Annotated in this window: 17 protein-coding genes and 1 tRNA gene; 6 read left to right on the top strand and 12 right to left on the bottom strand. The window is 47.1% G+C overall.

Annotated features, from left to right (window positions below; genetic code table 11):
* Window positions 1–286: 286 nt before the first annotated feature.
* The 3 genes from LRP54_RS08130 to LRP54_RS08120 all read right to left on the bottom strand — a co-directional run bounded on the left by LRP54_RS08130 (window position 287) and on the right by LRP54_RS08120 (window position 6,259).
* Window positions 287–3,220 carry a glycoside hydrolase family 3 N-terminal domain-containing protein gene (locus tag LRP54_RS08130; RefSeq protein WP_231235708.1) on the bottom strand — a complete coding sequence of 978 codons (2,934 nt, stop codon included), beginning with the start codon at window positions 3,218–3,220 and terminating at the stop codon, window positions 287–289.
* Window positions 3,221–3,375: 155 nt separating this feature from the next.
* The gene (locus LRP54_RS08125; RefSeq protein WP_231235707.1) at window positions 3,376–3,792 is read right to left on the bottom strand and encodes a hypothetical protein; all 417 of its coding nucleotides are present in this window, start codon (window positions 3,790–3,792) and stop codon (window positions 3,376–3,378) included.
* Between the two features lie 73 nt (window positions 3,793–3,865).
* A complete protein-coding gene (locus LRP54_RS08120; protein WP_231235706.1) occupies window positions 3,866–6,259 on the bottom strand; it encodes a glycoside hydrolase family 3 N-terminal domain-containing protein in 2,394 nt (797 codons plus the stop codon).
* A gap of 355 nt (window positions 6,260–6,614) precedes the next feature.
* Between LRP54_RS08120 and LRP54_RS08115 the strand changes: the two genes are divergently transcribed.
* The 3 genes from LRP54_RS08115 (at window position 6,615) to LRP54_RS08105 (ending at window position 8,280) form a co-directional block, all read left to right on the top strand.
* Window positions 6,615–7,475 (top strand): HAD family hydrolase, encoded by an 861-nt coding sequence (locus LRP54_RS08115; RefSeq protein WP_231235705.1) that lies wholly within the window; start codon window positions 6,615–6,617, stop codon window positions 7,473–7,475.
* Window positions 7,476–7,594: 119 nt separating this feature from the next.
* The gene (locus LRP54_RS08110) at window positions 7,595–7,825 is read left to right on the top strand and encodes a glucose PTS transporter subunit EIIB (protein ID WP_231205176.1); all 231 of its coding nucleotides are present in this window, start codon (window positions 7,595–7,597) and stop codon (window positions 7,823–7,825) included.
* Window positions 7,822–8,280, top strand: a complete 459-nt coding sequence (locus tag LRP54_RS08105) for a PTS sugar transporter subunit IIA (protein WP_231235704.1) — start codon at window positions 7,822–7,824, stop codon at window positions 8,278–8,280. Before LRP54_RS08110 ends, LRP54_RS08105 begins: the two co-directional genes overlap by 4 nt.
* 100 nt (window positions 8,281–8,380) lie before the next feature.
* Here the strand turns inward: LRP54_RS08105 and malQ are convergent, their stop codons facing one another.
* The gene (gene malQ / locus LRP54_RS08100; protein ID WP_231235703.1) at window positions 8,381–10,588 is read right to left on the bottom strand and encodes a 4-alpha-glucanotransferase; all 2,208 of its coding nucleotides are present in this window, start codon (window positions 10,586–10,588) and stop codon (window positions 8,381–8,383) included.
* A 299-nt stretch (window positions 10,589–10,887) separates the two neighbouring features.
* On the opposite strand from malQ, the gene LRP54_RS08095 reads away from it, so the two are divergent.
* Complete coding sequence (locus LRP54_RS08095; protein ID WP_231235702.1) at window positions 10,888–11,847, top strand: acyl-CoA thioesterase; 960 nt, start codon at window positions 10,888–10,890, stop codon at window positions 11,845–11,847.
* A gap of 275 nt (window positions 11,848–12,122) precedes the next feature.
* Here LRP54_RS08095 and ettA read toward each other — a convergent pair whose 3' ends face one another.
* The 3 genes from ettA to orn form a co-directional block, all read right to left on the bottom strand.
* A complete protein-coding gene (gene ettA / locus LRP54_RS08090; RefSeq protein ID WP_231235701.1) occupies window positions 12,123–13,805 on the bottom strand; it encodes an energy-dependent translational throttle protein EttA in 1,683 nt (560 codons plus the stop codon).
* Window positions 13,806–14,015: 210 nt separating this feature from the next.
* A complete protein-coding gene (locus LRP54_RS08085) occupies window positions 14,016–14,615 on the bottom strand; it encodes a single-stranded DNA-binding protein (RefSeq protein WP_231235700.1) in 600 nt (199 codons plus the stop codon).
* A 247-nt stretch (window positions 14,616–14,862) separates the two neighbouring features.
* Window positions 14,863–15,480 carry an oligoribonuclease gene (gene orn, locus LRP54_RS08080; RefSeq protein WP_442984675.1) on the bottom strand — a complete coding sequence of 206 codons (618 nt, stop codon included), beginning with the start codon at window positions 15,478–15,480 and terminating at the stop codon, window positions 14,863–14,865.
* 166 nt (window positions 15,481–15,646) lie between these two features.
* On the opposite strand from orn, the gene ilvA reads away from it, so the two are divergent.
* A complete protein-coding gene (gene ilvA, locus LRP54_RS08075) occupies window positions 15,647–16,939 on the top strand; it encodes a threonine ammonia-lyase IlvA (RefSeq protein ID WP_231205182.1) in 1,293 nt (430 codons plus the stop codon).
* Between the two features lie 135 nt (window positions 16,940–17,074).
* Here the strand turns inward: ilvA and LRP54_RS08070 are convergent, their stop codons facing one another.
* Window positions 17,075–17,494 (bottom strand): winged helix-turn-helix domain-containing protein, encoded by a 420-nt coding sequence (locus tag LRP54_RS08070; protein ID WP_231235699.1) that lies wholly within the window; start codon window positions 17,492–17,494, stop codon window positions 17,075–17,077.
* A gap of 442 nt (window positions 17,495–17,936) precedes the next feature.
* Between LRP54_RS08070 and LRP54_RS08065 the strand changes: the two genes are divergently transcribed.
* A tRNA-Arg gene (locus tag LRP54_RS08065) sits at window positions 17,937–18,009 on the top strand.
* Window positions 18,010–18,029: 20 nt separating this feature from the next.
* Here LRP54_RS08065 and LRP54_RS08060 read toward each other — a convergent pair.
* The 4 genes from LRP54_RS08060 to LRP54_RS08045 form a co-directional block, all read right to left on the bottom strand.
* The gene (locus LRP54_RS08060) at window positions 18,030–18,785 is read right to left on the bottom strand and encodes an iron ABC transporter ATP-binding protein (RefSeq protein ID WP_231235698.1); all 756 of its coding nucleotides are present in this window, start codon (window positions 18,783–18,785) and stop codon (window positions 18,030–18,032) included.
* Entirely contained in the window at window positions 18,782–19,816 is a 1,035-nt protein-coding gene (locus tag LRP54_RS08055) for an iron chelate uptake ABC transporter family permease subunit (protein WP_231235697.1), read from the bottom strand. The genes LRP54_RS08060 and LRP54_RS08055 overlap by 4 nt, the downstream gene beginning before the upstream one ends.
* A complete protein-coding gene (locus LRP54_RS08050) occupies window positions 19,813–20,739 on the bottom strand; it encodes an ABC transporter permease (protein ID WP_442984676.1) in 927 nt (308 codons plus the stop codon). Before LRP54_RS08050 ends, LRP54_RS08055 begins: the two co-directional genes overlap by 4 nt.
* 147 nt (window positions 20,740–20,886) lie before the next feature.
* Window positions 20,887–21,897, bottom strand: coding sequence for a siderophore ABC transporter substrate-binding protein (locus LRP54_RS08045; RefSeq protein WP_231235693.1), 1,011 nt, complete (start codon window positions 21,895–21,897; stop codon window positions 20,887–20,889).
* Window positions 21,898–22,155 lie beyond the last annotated feature (258 nt).

The raw sequence follows: 22,155 nt of genomic DNA, 5'->3' as shown, positions 1-22,155 counted from the left end.
GATTACCTCCTAGGGCTCCTTTGCCGACACTGCTGATAAAAACAGCGATCTTTTAACTTCTATCCAAGCCGCACATTCACGCTTATGCCATTGCAACGACATAATTTGTCACTTTTCATCCATGTTTTACATCGTTACGGATGTAATCACGTGTATATGCACGGCACAAAGGTATATATGCGAGGTATATGCACAGAGATCCTCTTGTGCATCCAACAAAAACTGTGAGGGCAAGGACCTAATAGATCCTCACCCTCACACTGCGATATGCCGAGCGCCAGTCAGACTAGTTCTGTACTGCTGTTTCCACGCTCACTGTCGCCGCACTGTGCTTACGACAGCGACGCAACAGGCCATAGGCACCCAGCACAATAATGACTGCGCATACACCTGTTACACCCCACTGAATGTACTTCCACGTTGGGGGCGTGTATGACACGGTTGCTCCCGGCGCTTGTCCGTCCATAGCATTTGAATTTACTACAGCAAAGAGGATGTTCTTTGTTGCGTGACGGATATTCGAGACAGCATGAGCTGAGGTAGTATCTGCAAAACTCTTGGAGGGAGCAAAAGCCAGAGTCAAATCTGTACCAGCTTCAATACTTTGGTCCGGACTCATATAGCTATTTAAGTTAAAGTCCGAGATCGCAAAGCCTTCAAAACCCCATTCTCCACGCAAAACATCAGTCATTAAAGCCTTATTACCGCCTGCCCACGTCGCACCAATACGGTTATATGAGCTCATAACAGCAGTAGCACCGACGGTCATTTCTGAGCGTGTCCCTTGCTTATCAGAAATGTATGTGACGGGCATTTTGACTTCTTTAATAGCCATTTCAAATGGTTTGAGGTAGAGCTCACGGATCGCTTGCTCATTCGCCCAAACTGCGACACCGTTATTACTGCGGTTAGTTTCCTGGTCATTTAACGCAAAGTGTTTGAGTGTTGTGTACAGACCTTTCGTTGCTGCGCCTTGTGAGGTTGCAGCAGCCATCGCACCCGACAAGTATGGGTCTTCTGAGTAATACTCAAAGTTACGGCCGGCAAAAGGACTGCGGTGCAGGTTCATAGCAGGCGCATACCACCCGGACACCTTCTTCAACAAGGATTCATTTCCCATCATCACACCCATATCCTGTGCAAGTTTCACATTCCATGTTTGTGCAATCGTGAATTCTGAAGGGTATGCAGGGCCATTAACAGAGGAATTAATGAATGACGAGAAGCCTGCTGGCCCGTCAAGATCCACCGCCTTTGGTTTTGCAATCGAAGGTAAAGCCGCTGAAGTATAGGCACCATTAAGCAACATACTTGTCATATCTGACACGTGCAGTGAATCAAGGAGTTCATCCCACTTTGGGTCCTCATAGGACAAACCGCGCAAATCCACTAACGTCAAATCGGTTTTTGCTCCAGTTTTCGGCATAGATGCTTTGGAGGAATCAGCAACAGCTTTGTGGTCCCACACGGCAAAACCTTGACGTGCAGCTTCGCTTGCGTGCAGGAGGTCGCCTTCAGGTACTTGAGGGAAAGTGCCAGCGAAATCAGCACGTGACATATTCACGATCTTTCCGCTGTGTGAAGCCTCATCAGTAAATTGTGAAGAAACATCATCAAAACGATTTGTTGCAGCAGTTTTATCATGTGAACGAGGGTTCTTGTCGTCGTAAATGATAGTGTCCTTGACCGTGTAGGTCACAGGTTCAGTACCGGGAGCAACAGTATGTGAATTGGTGCGTACACTCAGGGTGTACTCTCCTGCTTCAAGAACATATGCGTGAGCGTTCTTGTAGTCATAGGAAGCCATGTCCTCTACACGCATAGTCAGTGTAACGGTTTGTGAGGAACCGGCAGCGATCAGATCTGTTTTAGCGAAAGCACCAAGAACGACCTCAGGTTTTTCAATTCCGCCACGAGTGTATGGGGCGGTGTAGTACAGCTCGACAACCTCTTTACCAGGAATATTTCCTGTATTCGTTACTTCCACATCAACTGAAAGAGTGCCATCGGTATTTTCTGTGTGAGTGCCAACAATTTTCCACTCAAAGTTGGTGTAGCTCAGACCGTAACCAAATGGGTAAACAACCGCTTGATCGTAGTTGATGAATTGTTCCGCGGCAGCAGTTTCCCAGTAACGGTAGCCAACATAAATACCTTCTTGATAATTCACGAAAGGCGCAATATCAGATACTTTCGCATTTGAAGCCACAGAGCTCAGCACATTGGACGGATAGGAAACTTTCAGGTCATCATAAGCAAAGTGACCGAAGTTCACGTATGTTGGATCTTGCGTAAAATCTGCTGCCCAGATATCAGTTGTACGACCAGATGGGTTAATTTCACCACTCAAAACTTTGCCCACTGCGTTAAAACCTGACAGGCCAGGTGAACCGATCAGTAAAACTGCGTCAATTGCAGAGTCATTTTGTATAGGAGCCATTTCAATAGGTGTTGAAGCATTCACGACAACAACAACCGTTTCAAAGTGTTCTTTTGCCAGGTTAAGTAGGTCCAGTTCGTCTTTATTCAGCTCAAGTTGGTGCTGACCTGGAGTGTAGTTGTCATCCCAGCCATTCATGTCGCGTGTGAGGTCACCACCTTCACCACCGCCACGACCGATGTACACCAGTGCCGCATCTTTATAATCAGCAAAAGTGGATTGAATGGCTTCATATTGCGTAACAGGAAGCTCCCCAATGTTGTAGGATGAGATTTCTGGTTTATCCATTTCGATTACCGCGCGACGGTTGGCTTTCGCATATTCGGCAATGGTTTGGTAAGCCACTTCATTCACGCTGAAACCAGAGTTTTCGAGCCCTGCTCGCGCATTAACGGCTGAGGTTGTGTCCACTGATCCAGAACCGGAGCCGCCATAGATGGGGTCTGCTGCTGCACGACCCAGCATGGTTACGTGCGCTCCAGCTTTTAACGGTAACGCTGAAGATACGTTCTTCGCCAGGACAATACCCTCACCTGCTATATCTTCGATGAGTTGAGCGGCAGCTTTTTCGTGTTCTTCAGTGCTCGCATAGTCAGCAGTGTAGTAGGAAGTATCCCATGTTTTCCCTTGCTCACTATTGTTCACTGTATAGGTTCCTGCACCAAGGACACCTTCAATCCACTTATCAAAAATACCAATAGCTATATTGGCAATGATGACAAAGACAGTAAAGACTGCGAGAATCGGCACCCAGATTGCCAAGAACTTTTTATTTGTCATCGGCTTTTTTATCCTTGCTGCGCCCACCGGCCCAACTCCTCGATTAAAAATTCGTATAAGTTAAAATATGGTAGTGGCTCAGAGCCACCGATCGGTGGCTCTGAGCTGTCCCCCACAGATCTGCCCCCGGATAGGAGCAGACGTCTTTGTGATTATTACTTGGTTTTCTCCGAGATTTTGCCATCTTGGTCAATCTGCCAAGTCTTTTGTGATTCTTTAGCAACTGCGCCAATCACATACTTGCCACCATTAATTTCCACAATAGAGGTTGTGAGTTTTTCTGTGGCATCTGAGTAGGCGTAAGGAACAACAAGCATTCCGTATTTTTCGGTGGGCTTATCCACGTCATTCGCCAAGTAAATCTGTGTGAGTTCAGGCTTAGAAGCCAAGGTATCTTTCACAGTCTGCAGTGCCTTTTCCAGGTCAGCTTTCGTTGCTGAGTCTTCACCGGTTGCAGCTGATGCAGAGGCGCCTGACTGTGTGGAGGAGCTGCTAGAACATGCAGCAAGACCAATGCCCATGGTGACAACAAGTGAGGCTGCCAGCGTGATACGAAGAAGTGAGTTTTTCATGTTTTTCCTTCCGGGTTCCTGTGTGGGAACCTGGGTAGGTGACTCATACAGCCACCTACCCAGTGTGATGGTTTTACTTCAGTGGCTTATTGTCAGCGCCTAAACCGAAACCGTAATCATATGTGTTGCCCTGAGAGTCAGTGTAAGGAGTCACGTCTTTAGGAACGTCTTCCTTATTTGCCTCTACTGTATCCATGTCCTTGGGGAACTGGATAGGCAGACGGCCAGCAGGCTTGTGCAAGCCAAGAGCGACGCGTAAGAGTGCTTCATCAGCAGTACCAAATCCTACGAAGATCGCATCAGATTGTTCTTCAAATTCTGCGGGGATCACAGGATTATTTGCTTTGATAACGGCAATCAGAGGAATGTTCTTACCTGAAGCTGTGATGGCTTCACGCGCACGCAGTAGCGCATCCAGATCAGCGGCATTAGTAATACGAGAAGTGTGACCAAAGTAGGAACGGTTTTCCTTTGAGCCGTCAGCAAGTGTGTCGCCAGAAATTGACTGGGTACGAACATGCTCCCCATCAGCGGTGTAGGGACGGTATTGCAAGGACAATGGGTACCATGTGTTGTTTTCTTGATCCCAGCCAGCCTTGCTGAAGTTATTCCCTGAAGTTGGAGAGTGCATACCGACCAGAACCATATCTACATTGGACAGGTCCGGAACCTTGTATTCACTGATCTTGCCATCAGCGTCCAAGGCCACCTCATCAGTGACAACATCTTTGAAGAACTTCTTTGCCACATCAACATCAACGCTAGGACCGTAGGTGTATTCAGCTTCACCAAAGAGGCTTGGGCTGCCAAGGTCAGCGGTTTGAGGAATGTAAACGACCTTATCGGAATAATCCGCCTGGGCATCAAATTTCACGGTGTTATCAGCATTCTTCAGCATAACGATGGAGTTAAGCTGTGCCTCACGACCGGCCTCGACTTTATCCTGTGAGCCAACAACGGCTTGTGAATCCTCAAGGACAAGGAAAGGATTGTCGAATCCGTCATTTGCAAATCCCATGGTCAAAATGCGCTGCGCAGACTGTGCCCAACGGGTAGCTGCATCAACTTCAAGTTCGCCCTTCTCGAACTTTTCCTGCCACATGTCGTAAGCGGCAAGAACCGGAGCCACATCATTATTGCCACCAAACATGTCGGTGCCATTCTTAATGATTTCAAAGTGGCGTTCGTCAACAGTCATATCTGCAACGCCCCAACCGGTAGCGATACGCGGCTGGTCAGCATCCGTGGAAGCCTTAGTTACACCCCAGTCGGTGACAACAACACCTTGGTAGTTCGCATCTTTACGGAGAGCATCGAGTTTTCCTGAGTCATAGGATGTCCCTTTCAGCTCAGCAAATTCAGGGCTGCCATCAGCTGCCACAGCAGCAGAGTAGGAAGTCATGACCGCAGCAGATTCCAGAGCCTTCTTAAAGACAGAGAGGTGCTCTTGTGCGTTATCACCTGGATAAACAGCATATTTACCAGCATTGGTATGCGATTCACGACCGCTTTCACCAACACCATCACCTGGCCAGTGCTTAATCATGGCATTGACTGATTCACTACCCCACCCTTGGTTGGCACCATCGGCACCAAATGTGCCCTGGAAGCCTTCAACATATGCTTTAGCCATGTCGCCAGCCATTGTTGAGTCTTCACCGAAAGTGCCAGAGACACGAAGCCAACGAGGTTCCGTTGCCAAGTCAATCTGAGGCGAAAGCGCAGTGCCGATACCTAATGCTTTGTATTCAGCGGAGGCAGCCTTAGCGAATTCCAGCACAGTGGAAGGTGAGAATGTCGCCGCTAAACCTAATGAGGAAGGCCACTTCGAGATTTCACCAACCTCACTGAAAGACTTGTCTTTGGAAGCATCAGAACGAGGATCGGATGAGTAGTTCACAGGAACATACGGGGTTTGTGCGCTGGCCAGTGTTTCCACATAAGCTTGCATTTCATTGACCCACTGAACATTCTGCTTCGCATCAGAAGTGCCTGCATTCAAAACTGCACGCAAATGCGAACCTGATAAGTATTCTTTCTGCTTATCGGTCAGGCCATCGCCCGGAGCACGTTCATGAGATGAGAACAGCATCAAACCAGCTTGCTGTTCTTTTGACAACTGTGGAGCCAAATCAGCTGCGCGCGCGCTGTCATCTAGGCGCCAGTCCTCAAAGGGGTCCAATGTGCCATTTGCATTCATATCTTTGAAAGCGTAAGTGTAGTCGCCATCAACAACTTCAATCACTTTCATGCTTCCACCGGTTGCGAAACTTAAAGTTGCACCACCGTTAGGGTTCACTACGCGAGTGAATTCTGTTTTTCCGTCAGTTAGTTCCTGTGTTGTAAATGTCTTAGCGGCATTACTCTCACCGGAAGCCTGCGTGTTATTAGCAGATGAGCATCCTGCTAAAACGAAAGCTACTGCGCCGACTGCAGCGACTGCGCCTGTGCCTCGTACTTTCCGCATTCGTGAGTCTCCTCAAACTGTATCCCGTTTTCGGGCTGTCATGTGTTGCCTGGGCATACACCGAAGCTCCAGAGCCTTACCCACCCAATAGGTTGTGGCTCCATTGCCGTCGGGGGCTGTCCCCCACATGTGATGTCCACCTACGATGGTATTGACAGGCAGGTAAAGAGCGCCTTTCGTTATGCATGATCTGTCAAAGGCCGCACACAATCTGTCACGCTGTAACCACTTCGTTATCAAAGCCTATTTTGCTTCCACTGCTTATCTATGCCCTCTACAACATGCTGCGCCTTTTCCTTTCACTTACTTCAAAAATAGGTACACGTCCCCCGTAAGCTATGGCAGGATAAAAGTTATGAACTCAGCTCTGCACTCATTTCGTTCTTTTCTTTCCGAAGGGCCCGTTGCACTTTTCATTGACATTGATGGCACACTTATCACGCATGAGCAGCGCATTCCTACCTCAGCGCTTCATGCTTGTCGTTCAGCTCAAGAAAAAGGGCACCATCTGTTTTTGTCCTCTGGGCGTTCCCTGCCTGAAATTTACCCTCGTCTATGGGATTTAGGTTTTTCAGGATTCATCGGTGGAGGCGGCGCATATGTGCGTGTCGCAGATCAAGTCCTACAAGATGAACGCCTCAGCTCACAACAAATCACAGCTCTTGATTCTCTTTTGAGTAACTTGAATGCCGTGTACTTATGGCAAGGTGTTGACGCTATGCATCCCAGCCCTGGTTTCATCGACTTTTTCACACATGCAATGGATAAACCTGAAGCCGCCGGATGGCGCGAATACAATGAGGTGATTACACCTTTTATTCGCCAAGGCACACCCGATACCATAACGAAATGCACCGCTTATATTCCAGCGTGCGATAACCTGCTGGATATTTTGACTCATCATTTACCTGACGGAATCCGTTATATCCCAGGGTCGATAGCTGCAGGTAATACAACAGTTGCCGAATTTATGCCTTCTCATATTTCTAAAGGCGCATCAATGGGACTGGTCTGCGATTACTTAGGTATTGCTCGCCAGCACAGTGTGGCTATTGGTGATTCGCATAATGACATTGAGGCTTTGCAGGTCGCAGGCTGCGGCGTTGCAATGGGTCAAGCTCCCACGCAGGTTCGTGAAGCTGCTGATTACGTCACCGCACCGGTCACTGAGGATGGTTTGGCACAAGCATTAACTCTACTTGGACTTGCCGAATAGTCACCGGTAACAAAAACCGCATATTCACAGGCCCAAAGCCACACATAGAATACTTCAAAGGACTATCGTTAACACATAAGTTGCGCGAAATATCAGCACGCTACGACGAGGAGGCACCTATGACGCAGGCAGAATCAATCCTCTCAGCACTTGGAGGATGGGACAACATCACTACCATTGAAGCATGTATTACGCGTATCCGCGTTGATGTGAAAGACACCGATTGTGTGGACGAATCCGCCCTCGAAAAAGCTGGAGCCTTCGGTGTCGTTGGCCTTGGTCAATCACTTCAAGTAGTCATGGGCCCTGAAGCTGAAGAAATCACAGCAGAAATTGAGGCACTCAGGTGACCATTAGCTTGCATTCACCTATCGCAGGTATTCTTGTGCCCTTATCGGAAGTTCCTGATCCTGTATTTGCGCGAGAAATCATTGGTCCCGGTGTTGCTATCCGCCCAAGTGTAGGTCACATACATGAATTGTGCGCGCCAGCAAGTGGCACACTTATCAAAGTGTTCCCACATGCCTTTGTTCTTAGAACACTGAAGGGAACCGATATCCTCATTCACTTAGGAATTGATACGATCAAACTCCACGGCCACGGCTTTACGACATTACGTGAAGAAAAAGATAGTGTAGCCGCAGGTGAACCACTTATTCGCTGGGATACTTCTGTTGCCCATGAGGCGGGTTTTGATCTTTCTGTTCCCGTTATCATTTTGCATGGGCCACCTCATATTGTGCCCGCACAGAATTTTCATTCAAATATAGAGGTTGGTGCACCGCTTTTTACCGTGCCAGAGTAAATACGCTGCGCACTAAAATTTATGCCCTGTACAAGCTACAGGGCATATTTTGTTGGAGGATCACCGAGTAGGAAAACGAGTATTTCCTCAGAGGGAAAACTCATCCCACAGATGATGCCTCACAAGGACAATCATTGAGTTCATGACGCATCACGCGAGACAGCGAATGAAAACGATCATTATGTGCTAACAATTCAACTGTTATTTCTTCACCTTGTTCGTTACACAATGGGACACACCAGTTCGGATATTCCCGATATGTTCCTGGTAAATTCTGTGGGCGCACATCCCCTACCGCATCCACTAAAGAAGCCACCACTAAACGTGCAGGAGTACGCGCCGCATAACGGTGTAAAGCTTCAACGAAAGTCTGCGTATCCACCTCACAGGTATCCGTGTGATTGTTAGTTGGGGCTGAATCAGAATCTAAAAGGCCATACTCATATAGGCGTAGGCGCATACGTTCTTGTTCGTCCCTATCAGCTTGACGCACTGTCTGAATATCATCAACCAGCAAGCCAAGCTCATGACGTAAGCTCGTTTGAATTCCATTAATATAACCAGCAGTGGGCGGTAAATCATGAGTGGTTACAGCAGCAAGACATTCCGTACGATATTCCTGCGCATGTAAAGGATCTCCCGATTGGTCTTTTTCAAACCATAATACGGAAGTTCCCTGCACACCACGCTCACGTAGATAATCACGCACCCATGGCTCTACCGTGCCTAAATCTTCACCGATTATCTGTGCCCCTGCACGCTGAGCTTCCAATAAAAGCACACCCACCATGGCCTCATGATCGTAATAAACATACGTTCCGGCACTTGCTTCTTGGCCAGCAGGAATCCACCATAAACGGAACATACCTAAAATATGATCAATACGAACCGCGCCAGCATGTGCCAAAACCGCACGTAACATGTCACGTAGCGGCGCATAACCAGCCTCAGCTAAACCACGCGGAGACCACGGTGGCTGCGACCAATTTTGACCTTGCTGAGAATACATATCCGGCGGAGCACCCACACTCATTCCACGTGCAAATACCGTCGGCATTGACCACACATCTGAACCTGTCGGATGTACACCCACAGCTAAATCAGCCATGACTCCCACATTCATTCCTAGCGAACGAGCCAGAGCCTGAGCATGGGACAATTGCTCAGAAGCTACCCACTGACACCATTGCCAAAATAAGACGCGCTCAGCGAAGTAATGACGTGCTTCCTTTACAGCAGGAGCATGAACGTTGCTCATATTTTCTGGTAGTTCTAGGCTGCCTTTGTCTTCAACCAGAGCGCACCACAGTGCAAAGTTTTCTAAATCTACACCGCATTTTTCAACGAAAGTACGGAATTGAATCTCACGATGTATGCTGCGTGGCTGATAAAAAATACGCTCCAACGCCTTGCATTTACCTGTCCAACTTACATCACGATCAATATAGGCTGCCGTTCCTGTTGCCTTATTCGTTTCCTCATGCAGTTGCTGCACATACTCGCGGTCCGATTCAGAAAGGAACGCGTATTCTTCAATAGATTCTGGATGAATATATAAAGGATTCACCCAGCGGCGGCTCACCGGTAAGTAGGGGGAATTCTCAATCGGTGTAATAGGCGCACACGCATGGACAGGGTTCATGAGCAAAAAATCTGCACCCTGCTGTCCGCACAAAGCTAAAATATCAGCCAAATCTGCCGTATCGCCCATCCCCCATGAGGTACGGGAACGGATCGAATACAACTGAGCTGCTACCCCCCAGCGACGTGGCTCATCAGTTAAAGGAACATTCAGACGTTGAGGAACCACAATCAGTGTAGCTTCACAGGTCTGATTATCTTGAGCAGTTGCGACCAAGCGATGCCACCCTAACGGCATATCTGAGGGCACAGTAAAAGTGGCTCGACCTATCACTTGTCCGTCTACTTTACGGGGAGGAACCCAACGGTCTTGCTGCTGACAGTGGCCGCGAGCACCTTCTTCGCTCACCCATTCCACATATACCCAGTGCCCATCAGGAACATGAACATTGAATTCACGGCTTTCACCTTGACGGGCGACAACAGTTGTTGGGAGCAAGCGACGCCAGTGACGGTCCTCTGTTTCTTTGAGGGCATTGTGGATATCAGCACGGGTGGCTTGTGGTGTGACAGGTAAATCTAAAGATTGAAGGACACGTAACAGAGAATCTGCAGATACGTCTTTGCGTTGTCCGTACCAGTCCCAAAAATGTGTTGCAATACCATTGAGGTCAGCTAGGTGACGCAGTAAATCCATGTCGTGAGCTGCTGGAGTCTGAGCGTCCACTGATTCCCCTTTTTTGTGTTTATTGCATCGCGCAGATCAAGACACTATCACTGGGCGTTTACATGGTAAAGCGTAGCGAATTATCTGCTGTATAGCAGTTTGCGTATTCGGTATTTTCCGCTTTCATCCTAGGACTTTTTGCAGGTGAGAGCGAAAACTTTGATCTGTTATCTCAGATGTAGCAACGTGTACCTGTTCACATTGTTTTATGTGTGTGATCTGCATATTCATTGCGTTGTTCTTTGTGATTTGGTGCGTGCTCTCAGGAAAAACCACGATGCCTCATGAAGAATATATGTATGACTCGACCTATTCCTGTGCCTTTGACAAGTGAAGAACCTGTTGCTTCTGTTCTTCGGATTTTGTCTTTGCGTGAAGTAGAAAATGATACTTTTACCGCATATTCGCTTCCTCAAGTTCGCAGAGTTTATGGTGGGCAAGTTGTTGCTCAGGCTTTACTTGCTGCCGCTGCAACTTTGGAGCATCCTTCACGTGTGGCACACTCACTTCATGCGTCTTTTTTGCGTGGTGGTAATCCTGAAAATGCTTTTACTTTAGCGGTGCAACGGATACGTGAAGGGCGTTCTTTTACGTCACGTTTTGTGCGTGCTTTCCAAGATGAGCGGGAAATATTGACGATGTCTGCTTCTTTTGCTCCTCCTGAAAATGGTCTTGAGTTTGTTGTACCTGCCCCGAAGGTGCCTGAGCCTGAAGGTTTACGTTCTGCGATTGAAATTTTCCGCGCAATGAATCATCCTGTCGGACGTTTCCTTGGGAAAACAGCTTCTTTTGATGTTCGCCATGTGGAGAATAATCTGTACACGGGGTCGGATCCTGCCCGCGCCCATATTCAGCATTTGTGGATGCGTCCACGGGCCTCAATGCCTCCTGCGTTGTCTCAGCATATTCACCGTGCGCTTTTAGCCTACGTTGTCGATCAGGTCATGTTTGAGCCGGCAATGCGTGTTTTAGGCTTGTCGTGGATGACTCCAGGAATGTCTGCGGCTTCGCTTGACCATTCCATGTGGTTTCATCGTGATGTGAATATGAATCAGTGGCTTTTATATGAGGGAACGTGTTTTAACGTGAACAGTGGTCGGACTTTGACACGTACACGTATTTTCACTCGAGAGGGGATTTTAGTCGCTGAGGCCGAGCAGCAAGGTATGTTGCGTATTCCAACAGAAGAACATCAAGGATCTGATCGTTGGGGTTTTGGTGTGGATTCTCGTGGTCAGGTCTCGGTAGGTATGGCTTAGGTGTAGGCAGCTGACATCGAGTTTTCGCTTGTTGCCGGTAAGTTTTTATTCCTGCACGTATCATTACTGCCACTATTTACGCGCATCAGCTTAGGTGTACGCATTATATGGGAGCTATACGGTGCGTACATGCAGCTATCAGAAAAACTATTGAGGACATACCCCCTTGTACGTACAAACCCTCCGAGCGGGTAACTGTGATGACTCATTCACATTACCTGCTCGGAGGATTCTGTTTCACGTGCGGCTGTGTTTCCTGCCGCTATTGATTTATTTCAGCCACGAGTGAGTTTGCGGTGTGTTACGCGATGAGGTTTAGCGGCAGCTTCACCTAAACGCGCCACTTTATTTGCCTCGTATGCTTCAAAGTTCCCTTCGAACCAGTACCAGTTAGCTGGATTTTCTTCTGTTCCTTCCCACGCAAGGATATGTGTCGCTACGCGATCAAGGAACCAGCGATCGTGGGTAACAACTACGGCGCAGCCTGGGAATTGGAGAAGCGCATTTTCCAAGGAGCTAAGAGTTTCCACATCAAGGTCGTTTGTTGGTTCGTCAAGAAGCAACAAGTTACCACCTTGTTTGAGTGTAAGCGCAAGGTTCAAACGGTTACGCTCACCGCCAGAAAGTACACCAGCTGGCTTTTGCTGATCGGCACCTTTGAAACCAAATGCGGACACATATGCGCGTGAAGGCATTTCCACGTTGCCAACCTGTATGTAGTCAAGACCGTCAGATACAACTTCCCACAGGGTTTTTTCAGGGTCGATACCTGCACGAGTCTGGTCTACGTAGGAGATTTTGACTGTCTCACCAACTGTGAGGTCGCCACCATCTAAAGGTTCTAAGCCAACGATTGTTTTGAAAAGGGTGGTTTTACCGACACCATTTGGACCAATCACCCCAACGATTCCGTTACGTGGCAAAGAGAAAGATAAACCGTCAATGAGGGTACGTTCACCAAAACCTTTCATCAGGTTTTCTGCTTCAATGACAACACTCCCTAAACGGGGGCCTGGCGGAATCTGGATTTCTTCGAAGTCCAGTTTACGAGTACGTTCGGCTTCCGCTGCCATTTCTTCATAGCGTTCCAAACGTGCTTTCGATTTGGCTTGGCGACCCTTCGGGTTAGAACGAACCCACTCAAGTTCTTCTTTCAGACGTTTTTGCAGTTTCGCATCTTTTTGTCCTTGAACTTGTAGACGCTTTTCTTTTGTCTCCAAATAGGTGGAATAGTTTCCTTCATAGGGATACAGGTGACCTCGATCAACTTCAGCGATCCATCCTGCCACGTGATTTAAGAAATAGCGGTCGTGAGTGACTGCAATAACAGCACCAGGATAATCTGCAAGGTGTTTTTCTAACCATAAGACAGATTCTGCATCTAGGTGGTTCGTTGGTTCGTCAAGAAGGAGCAGATCCGGAGCCTCAATAAGCAAACGACATAAAGCCACACGACGTCGCTCACCACCTGACAGAACATTTACCGGCTGATCTGCTGGTGGGCAACGGAGCGCGTCCATCGCTTGTTCCAACTGTGAATCAATATCCCATGCATTAAGGGCATCAATTTCTGTTTGCAGCGTGCCCATTTCTTCCATGAGTGAATCAAAATCCGCATCTGGATTAGCCATTTCTGCGGATATTTCATTAAAACGCTCAAGTTTTGCGAAAGTATCCGCAGCTCCCATGCGCACATTTTCGACAACAGTTTTGGTGTCGTCGAGTTCTGGTTCTTGCATGAGTATGCCAACTGTATAACCAGGGGTCAGGCGTGCTTCACCGTTGGAAGGCTCATCAAGGCCCGCCATAATTTTCAAAATTGATGATTTACCAGCACCATTCGGTCCGACCATACCGATTTTCGCACCGGGGAAAAACGACATACTCACGTCGTCAAGAATGACCTTATCGCCGTGCGCTTTACGTGCCTTAATCATCTGGTAGATATACTCAGCCACTGTGCTCCATCCAGGGTTGAAATAGATTGTCTATATATACACTTCCATGCTAAAGCATGGTGACAAATGAACGATCAAGCAAAGCTCATCAAGTGGCCTATCCCACCGCATAAAAACTTTTCCCCCCTAAATACAAACCACAGGTATTTTCCAAGGAATAGGCCGCATCATTTCTTTCTATCAATCACTTTCAGCGTCTGTTAGGAGCCTTTATACGAGGATATTTTGTTGAGAATCTTCAAAACATTCATCGTCATTCACGTGTTGCTGCGGATATTCATTACTGCGTGAGGACAGATCCATAGAACTTTCAGAATCAAGTGGGCCTGGAACCCACATATGTGAAAGTATCGACTCACATGCCATATCTGATTCTTTTGTGTTGTTTTCTCTAGAAATATTCTGTGAAGCAGAATCCTTCGTCTGAGCGTTTACTTCCTTTACTTCATTGTTATGCAGCGAGGTAAAGCGACTAGTCCCTACAGTTAAATCATGCCCAATTGTTATTGCTGTCACCGATAAAGCTGAATGTATATTCCCCTCTTTATCTTGCCAAGCTTGTGCCGTAGGACGACCAACAACAATGATTTTTTGCCCTTTATGTAAAGAAAGTAAAGCATTGTCCCCTAATTGGTCCCATGCTTTCACTGAATACCAACGTGTCCCTATTTCTTGAAACTCACCTGAATCTTTCATGCGCCATTGCGGGACTGCTAAACGGAAACGTATAAACCTGTGCCCTTGTGTTCCTTTATGCAATATCAGTTCTGTCCCCACACGTCCACGTAATGTCATCATGTGCTCAGCCATTGTTTTCTCCTTTCAGTGGCATACACGCCTCATTGATTCCTATGAATCTCACCTATGAAGCGGTATATCCACAGTGCCGAAAAAATCTCTTGATGCCTAGTTTTTCCATACAAACTGTGGATAAAGAAAAGAAAAAGCTGCACCTTGTGGATAAAGAGAACTATAGACGCTGATAGTGCCCACACTTATGAGTCTTTAAGTAAAGAAAATCCGTAAATACGTTCAAGCGTATTCAGTTCATTTCCAGCTACCTAACTATTCCTTCCGCAACGACTGCACGAGATGCCTCCCGCGCATCCTCACGCGATATTCCATGAGAGGGAAACAAAATTCGACGATAATATTTCAGTTCCTGAATGGATTCTAAAATATCCGCAAGAGCACGATGGCCTCCATGTTTCGTTGGCGCTTCATCAAATGCGACCCGCGCCCAACGTTTCGCTAATTCCTTTACAGAGGACACATCAATAATGCGATAGTGCAGGTAGTCAACAAGTTCAGGCATATAGGCTTCAAGGAATTTCTTATCGGTCCCCACTGAATTACCTGCAAGTAAAGCTTTACGCGCCAAGGGAACAAAACGTTTCACATACTCAAGCACTTGAGCAGATGCTTCTTCTAAAGAAACACCACGCTCTAAATCTTTCAACAAACCTGAGGACGTGTGCATGTGACGCACAAAATCATTCATATGTTCTAAAGCTTCAGACGGCGGAGCAATAAGAACATCAATCCCAGGATCAAGGATATTAAGCTCTGAATCCGTGATAACAACTGCGACTTCGATCAGTGCATCCTTTTCGACATCTAACCCTGTCATTTCACAGTCAATCCACACCAAAGGATCTTTTAGTTTCGCATTCACCCTCCTATTTTAAGACTCATCCGCTTTTTCATCTTCATACGAGTACTTTCTTTTGCCTCACATATGCGCAGCAGAACAGATTTTTCTTTCCACGCTGCGGGCATCACGTCACAGCCCATATTGCGAGGTTTACAATCCCAAAGCACGTATTTTGTCAGGAGGAAACATGTCTGCCCCGAAGAACACTTTGCCCGTGAGTCCTGAACTTATTGACTCTGCCGCAAATATTCTTCAGGGAATTGTGCGCCGTACCCCCGTGGAACGTTCTGAACGTTTATCAGCCGCCCTTGGCACTGATGTCTATCTTAAACGTGAAGACCTCCAAAAATGCCGTTCTTTCAAAGTACGAGGAGCCTATGCGCGCATGGCTGTTCTTACTCCTACAGAACGTGAACGTGGAGTCGTCTGCGCCTCTGCGGGTAACCATGCTCAAGGAGTTGCCTACGCGTGTGCCCATCTGAAAGTTCGTGGCACCATTTATCTGCCCTCAAACACACCTACACAAAAACGCCGTCGCATAGCCGATATTGGAGGCAAGTGGGTAGAACAAGTAATAGTCGATGGCACTTTTGATAAAGCGAATGCTCTAGCACAAGAAGCTGCTCGCGTATCTGATCGCACTTACATTCACCCGTATGATGATCCATTGACCGTTGCAGGACAAGGAACAATCGGTGTTGAATTAGCTGAACAAATGCCTGAAAATACTGCTGCTGTCCTCGTCCCTGTTGGGGGAGGCGGACTGCTTGCTGGTATTGTGACCGCGTTACACGACTTGCGTCCTGATGTTCGTGTTATCGGTGTGGAACCAAGTGGAGCAGCAAGTATGTATGCTGCGTTAAATGCTGGACATCCTGTACGTTTAGATCACGTTGATCCTTTCGTTGATGGTACAGCTGTTGGCTGTGCAGGAACAGTTCCTTTTACAACAGTTATGGCACAAGTCGATGACATACTTGTTGTCCCTGAAGGTGCTGTATGTACTGAAATGCTTGAGCTATACCAATCTGATGGTGTGATTGCCGAACCTGCAGGCGCTCTTACCTCCACAGCAACTTTACATTCTTTGAAAACAGCTGAAGCACGTGAAAAGATACTTGGTCGTCATGACGGCGCAATCGTCTGCCTCGTATCCGGGGGTAATAATGACTTAACGCGCTATGCGGAGATCATGGAACGCTCATTGCGGCATGAAGGTTTGCGTCATTATTTCCTTGTGACATTCCCACAGCAGCCAGGTATGCTCCGCATGTTCCTTGAAGGTGTGCTTGGACCACATGACGATATTGTGCATTTCGAATATACCAAGAAGAATAATCGTGATTCTGGTCCTGCCCTTGTAGGCATTGATTTATCCGATAAATCAGATATTCATGCTTTGCGTGCACGTATGGAAGAATCCCCTTTGCATGTCGAAGAGTTGCAAGCTGATTCTGATTTTTACCGTTTAGTGATCTAAACCTATGGGAAAAGTCTGCGGCACGTTTTCACGAGGTCACTTCCATCAGTGAATTATCAGATGATAAGGAACCGGTCTTCTTAGGGTTATACGACTTTTGACAACAAATCAGTAACGTAGGAAGCGAATAAAACCTCAGGCCACCAAAGCATGAGCGCGTGAAATCTGCACACGTACTTCCGGTGAAGAATTAAAACGGTATCCTTCGCCACGAACAGTAGAAATGAGGTCAGGCACATTTAACTTGGCACGCAAACGACGAATATGCGCGTCAACTGTGCGCGATTGTGCATCCAAGTCGCTGCCCTGCCACACAGTGTTAAAAAGTTCTTCACGCGACACAGCCCGGTCACTGTGGAGAACTAAGTGTGCTAACAATTGAAATTCTTTGTGGCATAAAAGCAGGTGAATACCATCAATAATGACATGGCGGTTATCAATATCAATTTCAACGCGGGCTGGGCTTAAATGAAGGCTATCTAATACCTGCAAAAATTCTTCAAAGGAAGTTTGAGGAGCGGCAGAGACAGTTTCAGGGGAAAATTTCAAAGTCATTTTTGTGTATCCGTTTCTTACGGAGCCGCATGCCTAATTCCGATAGAAATTTTTGAGGCTTTGATCTGCGGCTGGATCGACAAGGGAACTGGGGCGTCGATCACATACACATTCGAGAGCACATGGAACCGCACTGGGGGCGGCACATCATCAGCATCTCGAAAGCGGTCATGTACCCAGTATGACGTGCCCTGCTCTCAAGGCAGAAACTGTCCACATATTGAAATTATGTGATATGCAAGCAGGTCATATTTTCTTTTATAGGAATAACACACCCTTTTCACAGAGTTTCAATCACATAAAAGCACACAACATCCGCGCAGCTCATATATAAAAGACACAGAATGTAGGATCGCCCACCCCTAGGTAGCACTCACAAATATCATGAAAATGATCCTTCTTTGGGGTCGGGACATCATTCTGATAGAGTGCCTGTGATATCGCCTCCGTAGCTCAATGGATAGAGCAAGGGCCTTCTAATCCCGAGGTTGCAGGTTCGAATCCTGTCGGGGGCACTTTTCCCGAGGAACAGAATTTAGCAGTAACACGCAACCGGACCGCTCGGCCCCTCAATGACACGAATCGGTGTTTCAAAAATATCGCTCAAAACTTCGTCGCGCATAATCTGTGCAGGAGTGCCCATATAGGCCACTTCCCCATTTTTCATTGCGCAAATCTGGTCAGCAAAACTCGCAGCAAAATTAATGTCATGAAGGACAACCACAATTGTCCTCCCAAATTCAACACAGGCTCGTGTCAGATGACGCATCATATCCACACAACGAGCGATATCAAGATTATTCAGTGGCTCATCTAAGAGCACATATTCAGTTTCTTGACATAAAACCATTGCAACATATGCGCGCTGGCGCTGCCCACCTGATAATTCATCAAGATAGCGCCCTTCAAGATCGCTCATACCAAGGAAATCAATGCTGCGTGAAATAATCGCTTCATCTGCCTCACTGAGACGACCATGCGAATACGGAAAACGCCCAAAACCAACCAACTGACGCACAGTAAGCCTGGATACGAAATGATTTTCTTGACGCAAAATAGAAAGTATTCGTGCAAGATCCGCTGATTTTGTTGTTGTCACATCCATACCAGCAACTTCAATGACCCCCTCATCGACGCCTAAAAGACGCCCAATCATTGTGAGTAGCGTTGATTTACCTGCACCATTTGGACCAACGAGAGCAGTAATACCACCTCGTGGAATATCAAGAGTGACAGGACCAATACGCACTGTATCGGAGTAGTTCTTTACTACATCACGAAGGGTAATCACAATCGTCCTTTCTTGAGAATCACAATAATAAACGTGAGGCCACCAATAAATTCAATAATGAGCGAAACAACGCCTTGCGCATTAAAGATGTGATTCATAATGAAATAGGCGCTTGTCAGGACAACAACACCTAAAGCAATAGCCATAGCAAAAAGCCGTCGGTGATCAAAAGTTCCAGAAAACTGGTAGGTCAAAGTTGCCACCATGAAACCTAAGAAAGTCATGGGGCCAACTAACGCAGTTGAGGTAGCCATTAGTACTGATACGAGAATAAGCACAAGGATGCTGGTCTTACGATGATTCACGCCAAGAGTAATTGCCATTTCACGTCCTAAAGCCATGATATTGAGGCGAGGTGACAACAAGAAAAGGCCCCCAGCGCATATTAAAACCAGCGTAATGGCAATGGGATAGTATTCGTCGCTTGCATTATTGACTGAACCGAAAAGACGAGCCGTCAGTACATCAAATTCACTTGGGGTGAGCAAACGCTGCATAAGGGTTGATATAGAACCTAGACCTGCGCCTATGACAACCCCAAGCAGCAACATTGCGTGTAGGGTCGCGTATTTGCTGGTAAGTAACCACGAGTAGAGCAACAAACACATAGCCACCATCAGTATGAGGGTTCCCACGAATGTTTCATGTGTGCGGGCAGCAACTAGGCCGCTCACGCCAAGGAAAAAGATAGTGGATGTGTGGATTGCTCGGTATAGGGACTCAAATCCAAGGATTGAGGGGGTGATAATCCGATTGGCTGCAACTGTTTGGAAAGCGATGGTGGCCATTGCCTGAGATACAGCAACAATGAGCATAGCAATAACAGCACTGCTCCGTCGTTGAACGATAAGCCAAAACGCACGTGTCCCTGGCTCTACTGGATTTGCCCACATCAGCAAAGCTAGGCACATAATGAATCCGAGTAAGCACATGGCGATAAAAAGAATCCACCAGCGTCTGTGTGCTTTTCGCGTAGGAAAAGACTGTGAGCGCACATGTGTTGGATGTTTTTTAACGTCACATGTTTTCATAGGCTGTTCTTTCGTGAGCGCATGATGACAAGTACGATAAATACGCTCGCACCAAGGATCCCTAAAATCACAGATACAGGGATTTCAAAGGGAGAAATAATTATTCGCGCTAGTAGGTCACACACGGTCACCAATCCAATTCCCATCACAACAACCCACGGCAGGTTGGAACGCAGGTCATCGCCTCGCACCATGGACACAATGTTGGGAACAATCAATCCTAAAAACGGTAAAGAACCAACAACAACTGTGACAACGCCCGTTGCCATAGCAACAAGTCCTGTGGCGATAAGAATCATTCGTCGGTAATTCACACCTATGCTAGTTGCTACATCTTCCCCTAAACCAACAGCGGTTAAACGATCAGCGAGAAGGAAAACAATGGCGACAACTCCTGCCACAATCCAGAGGACTTCATATTGACCGGTGTAGACAGATGTAAAAGAACCTTGAAACCAGATTCCTAAAGATTGCAGCATATTTGCTTGTAGGGCAATGAATGTTGATACTGCTGATACAACAGAACCGAGCATAATGCCAAGGATTGGTACAAGCAGCGAAGAACGTAATGATACGCGGTTCAAAAGTAGAAAGAAAACCATTGTTCCCACAAATGCTGCGCATACCGCACCTGTCATACGTGTAAGAACGGAAGCTCCCGGAAAGATTGCCATAATAAGCAGCAAACCTAAGCCTGCCCATTCGGTTGTCCCTGTTGTTGTCGGTTCTGCAAAACGATTTTGTGTAATGAGTTGCATGACTAAACCGGACATCGACATGGCTGCACCGGAAAGAATCAGTGCAATTGTCCGAGGAATACGCACATCAAAGAACATGCGGCTACCTTCAGAACCGGTAAGTATGGAGTATTCACCTGTCGCAAGGCTAATCAAAAGCAGGGTAAGTACAGCAAGTGTTGCTATGAGTAGTCCCCCTGTTAATCTGCGCGTGCGACCTCTTTCAGGGGCAGGTGTTTCTTCAGAAAATTGTGCAGGGCAAGGCTCGGAACCCTGTGTTAGCGATTCCGAGCCTATACCGTTAGAGTGTGTTTTCAACACCACAGTAGCACCTTAGGAATGGGCTGCCTCGAATGCCTCAGCTATGTTATTGAGGATTTCGGTGTAGGTGATAATTGATTCATTGGTGTAAGTGTCAGAAGGTGCGACAACGAGGCGTTTGTGAGCAACCGCGTCGATTCCTGACAGTGCTGGATTATGTGCAATGACATCAGCTGCAGGTGTATATCCAGCTTTGTCAGCGGCTATAGCACCATCACGGTCGAGGACGAAAATCCATGCAGGATTGGATTCTGCAATGGCTTCCACTGAAATATCGTCGCCTGTGTGTGAGTGTGTTCCTTCAGGAACTTCAAGTGCAGGTTTGAGGCCAAGTAGGTCAAAGAGTGGCCCCCAGGTGCGACCAACTGAAGGTGCGACGTAGCCGATTTCACCGCCAGAAACATTGACTGCCATGACCGTGGATTTTCCGTCATATGCTTTCTTTGCACGTTCAATTGCGGCAGTGAAGTTATCAATGAGTTCTTTTGCTTCAGCTTCTTTATTAAAGATTTTTCCGAGGTTTTCGACTTGACGGATTATTTCTTTATCCAGTGGCTGATTTTCGCGTGGTTCAAAGTCAATGACAGGCGCATCAGTTAAAGAAGCAATGTCTTTATTGTGCTGGCTGAAGCGTTGTCCGGAGATAATCAGATCAGGCTGAGCTGCGACCAAGGCTTCAAGATTAGGTTCACGATGGGTTCCCACATTTGCTACATCGGGTCCCGAGTAGGCGGCAATCGTTGAGGGAATGAGATTTTGAGGTGCGGCTACCAGTGGAATTCCCCATGCAGCCAAGACTTCAAAAGTGCGATTATCAAGGGAAGCTGCACGTTTAATTGGCAATGTGAGTGTGGCTGTTCCAAGGTTAGATTCGATGGTGAAGGAAGTGGGTGCTGCGCTTTGAGCCATGCTATCCGCGGCACTTTGTGATTGCGAAGATGCGGAGCTTCCAGCGTTTCCTGAGCAGCCACTCAGGAGGAGTGCAGCGGTAGCTGTTGTCGCCATGATCCGAGTGATTTTCACGGGCAGCAGTATCCTTTCCGTTATTCACAATTGGTATAGGTAGGTTGCACTACCAGAAGAATTTATTAGCTTAGGCTTTCCTAAGCATGAATGAAGATACTAAAATTTCAACAATTGCTCAACGAATGAATACTCTAAGTAGCGCAGTTCACAGCGGCAGGTACATAAAAAATCTGCGAAATTCACACATATCTCATCCGAGGTACTCCGCATATAACAGCACGTATATGAAGCATATGAGCACTCAAACGACACATA

The organism is Schaalia sp. lx-100 (genome assembly GCF_021083625.1).
In the GTDB taxonomy this organism is placed as follows: domain Bacteria; phylum Actinomycetota; class Actinomycetes; order Actinomycetales; family Actinomycetaceae; genus Pauljensenia.
The sequence above is the reverse complement of the archived record's forward strand: the minus strand, read 5'-3'. Positions and strand labels throughout refer to the sequence as shown.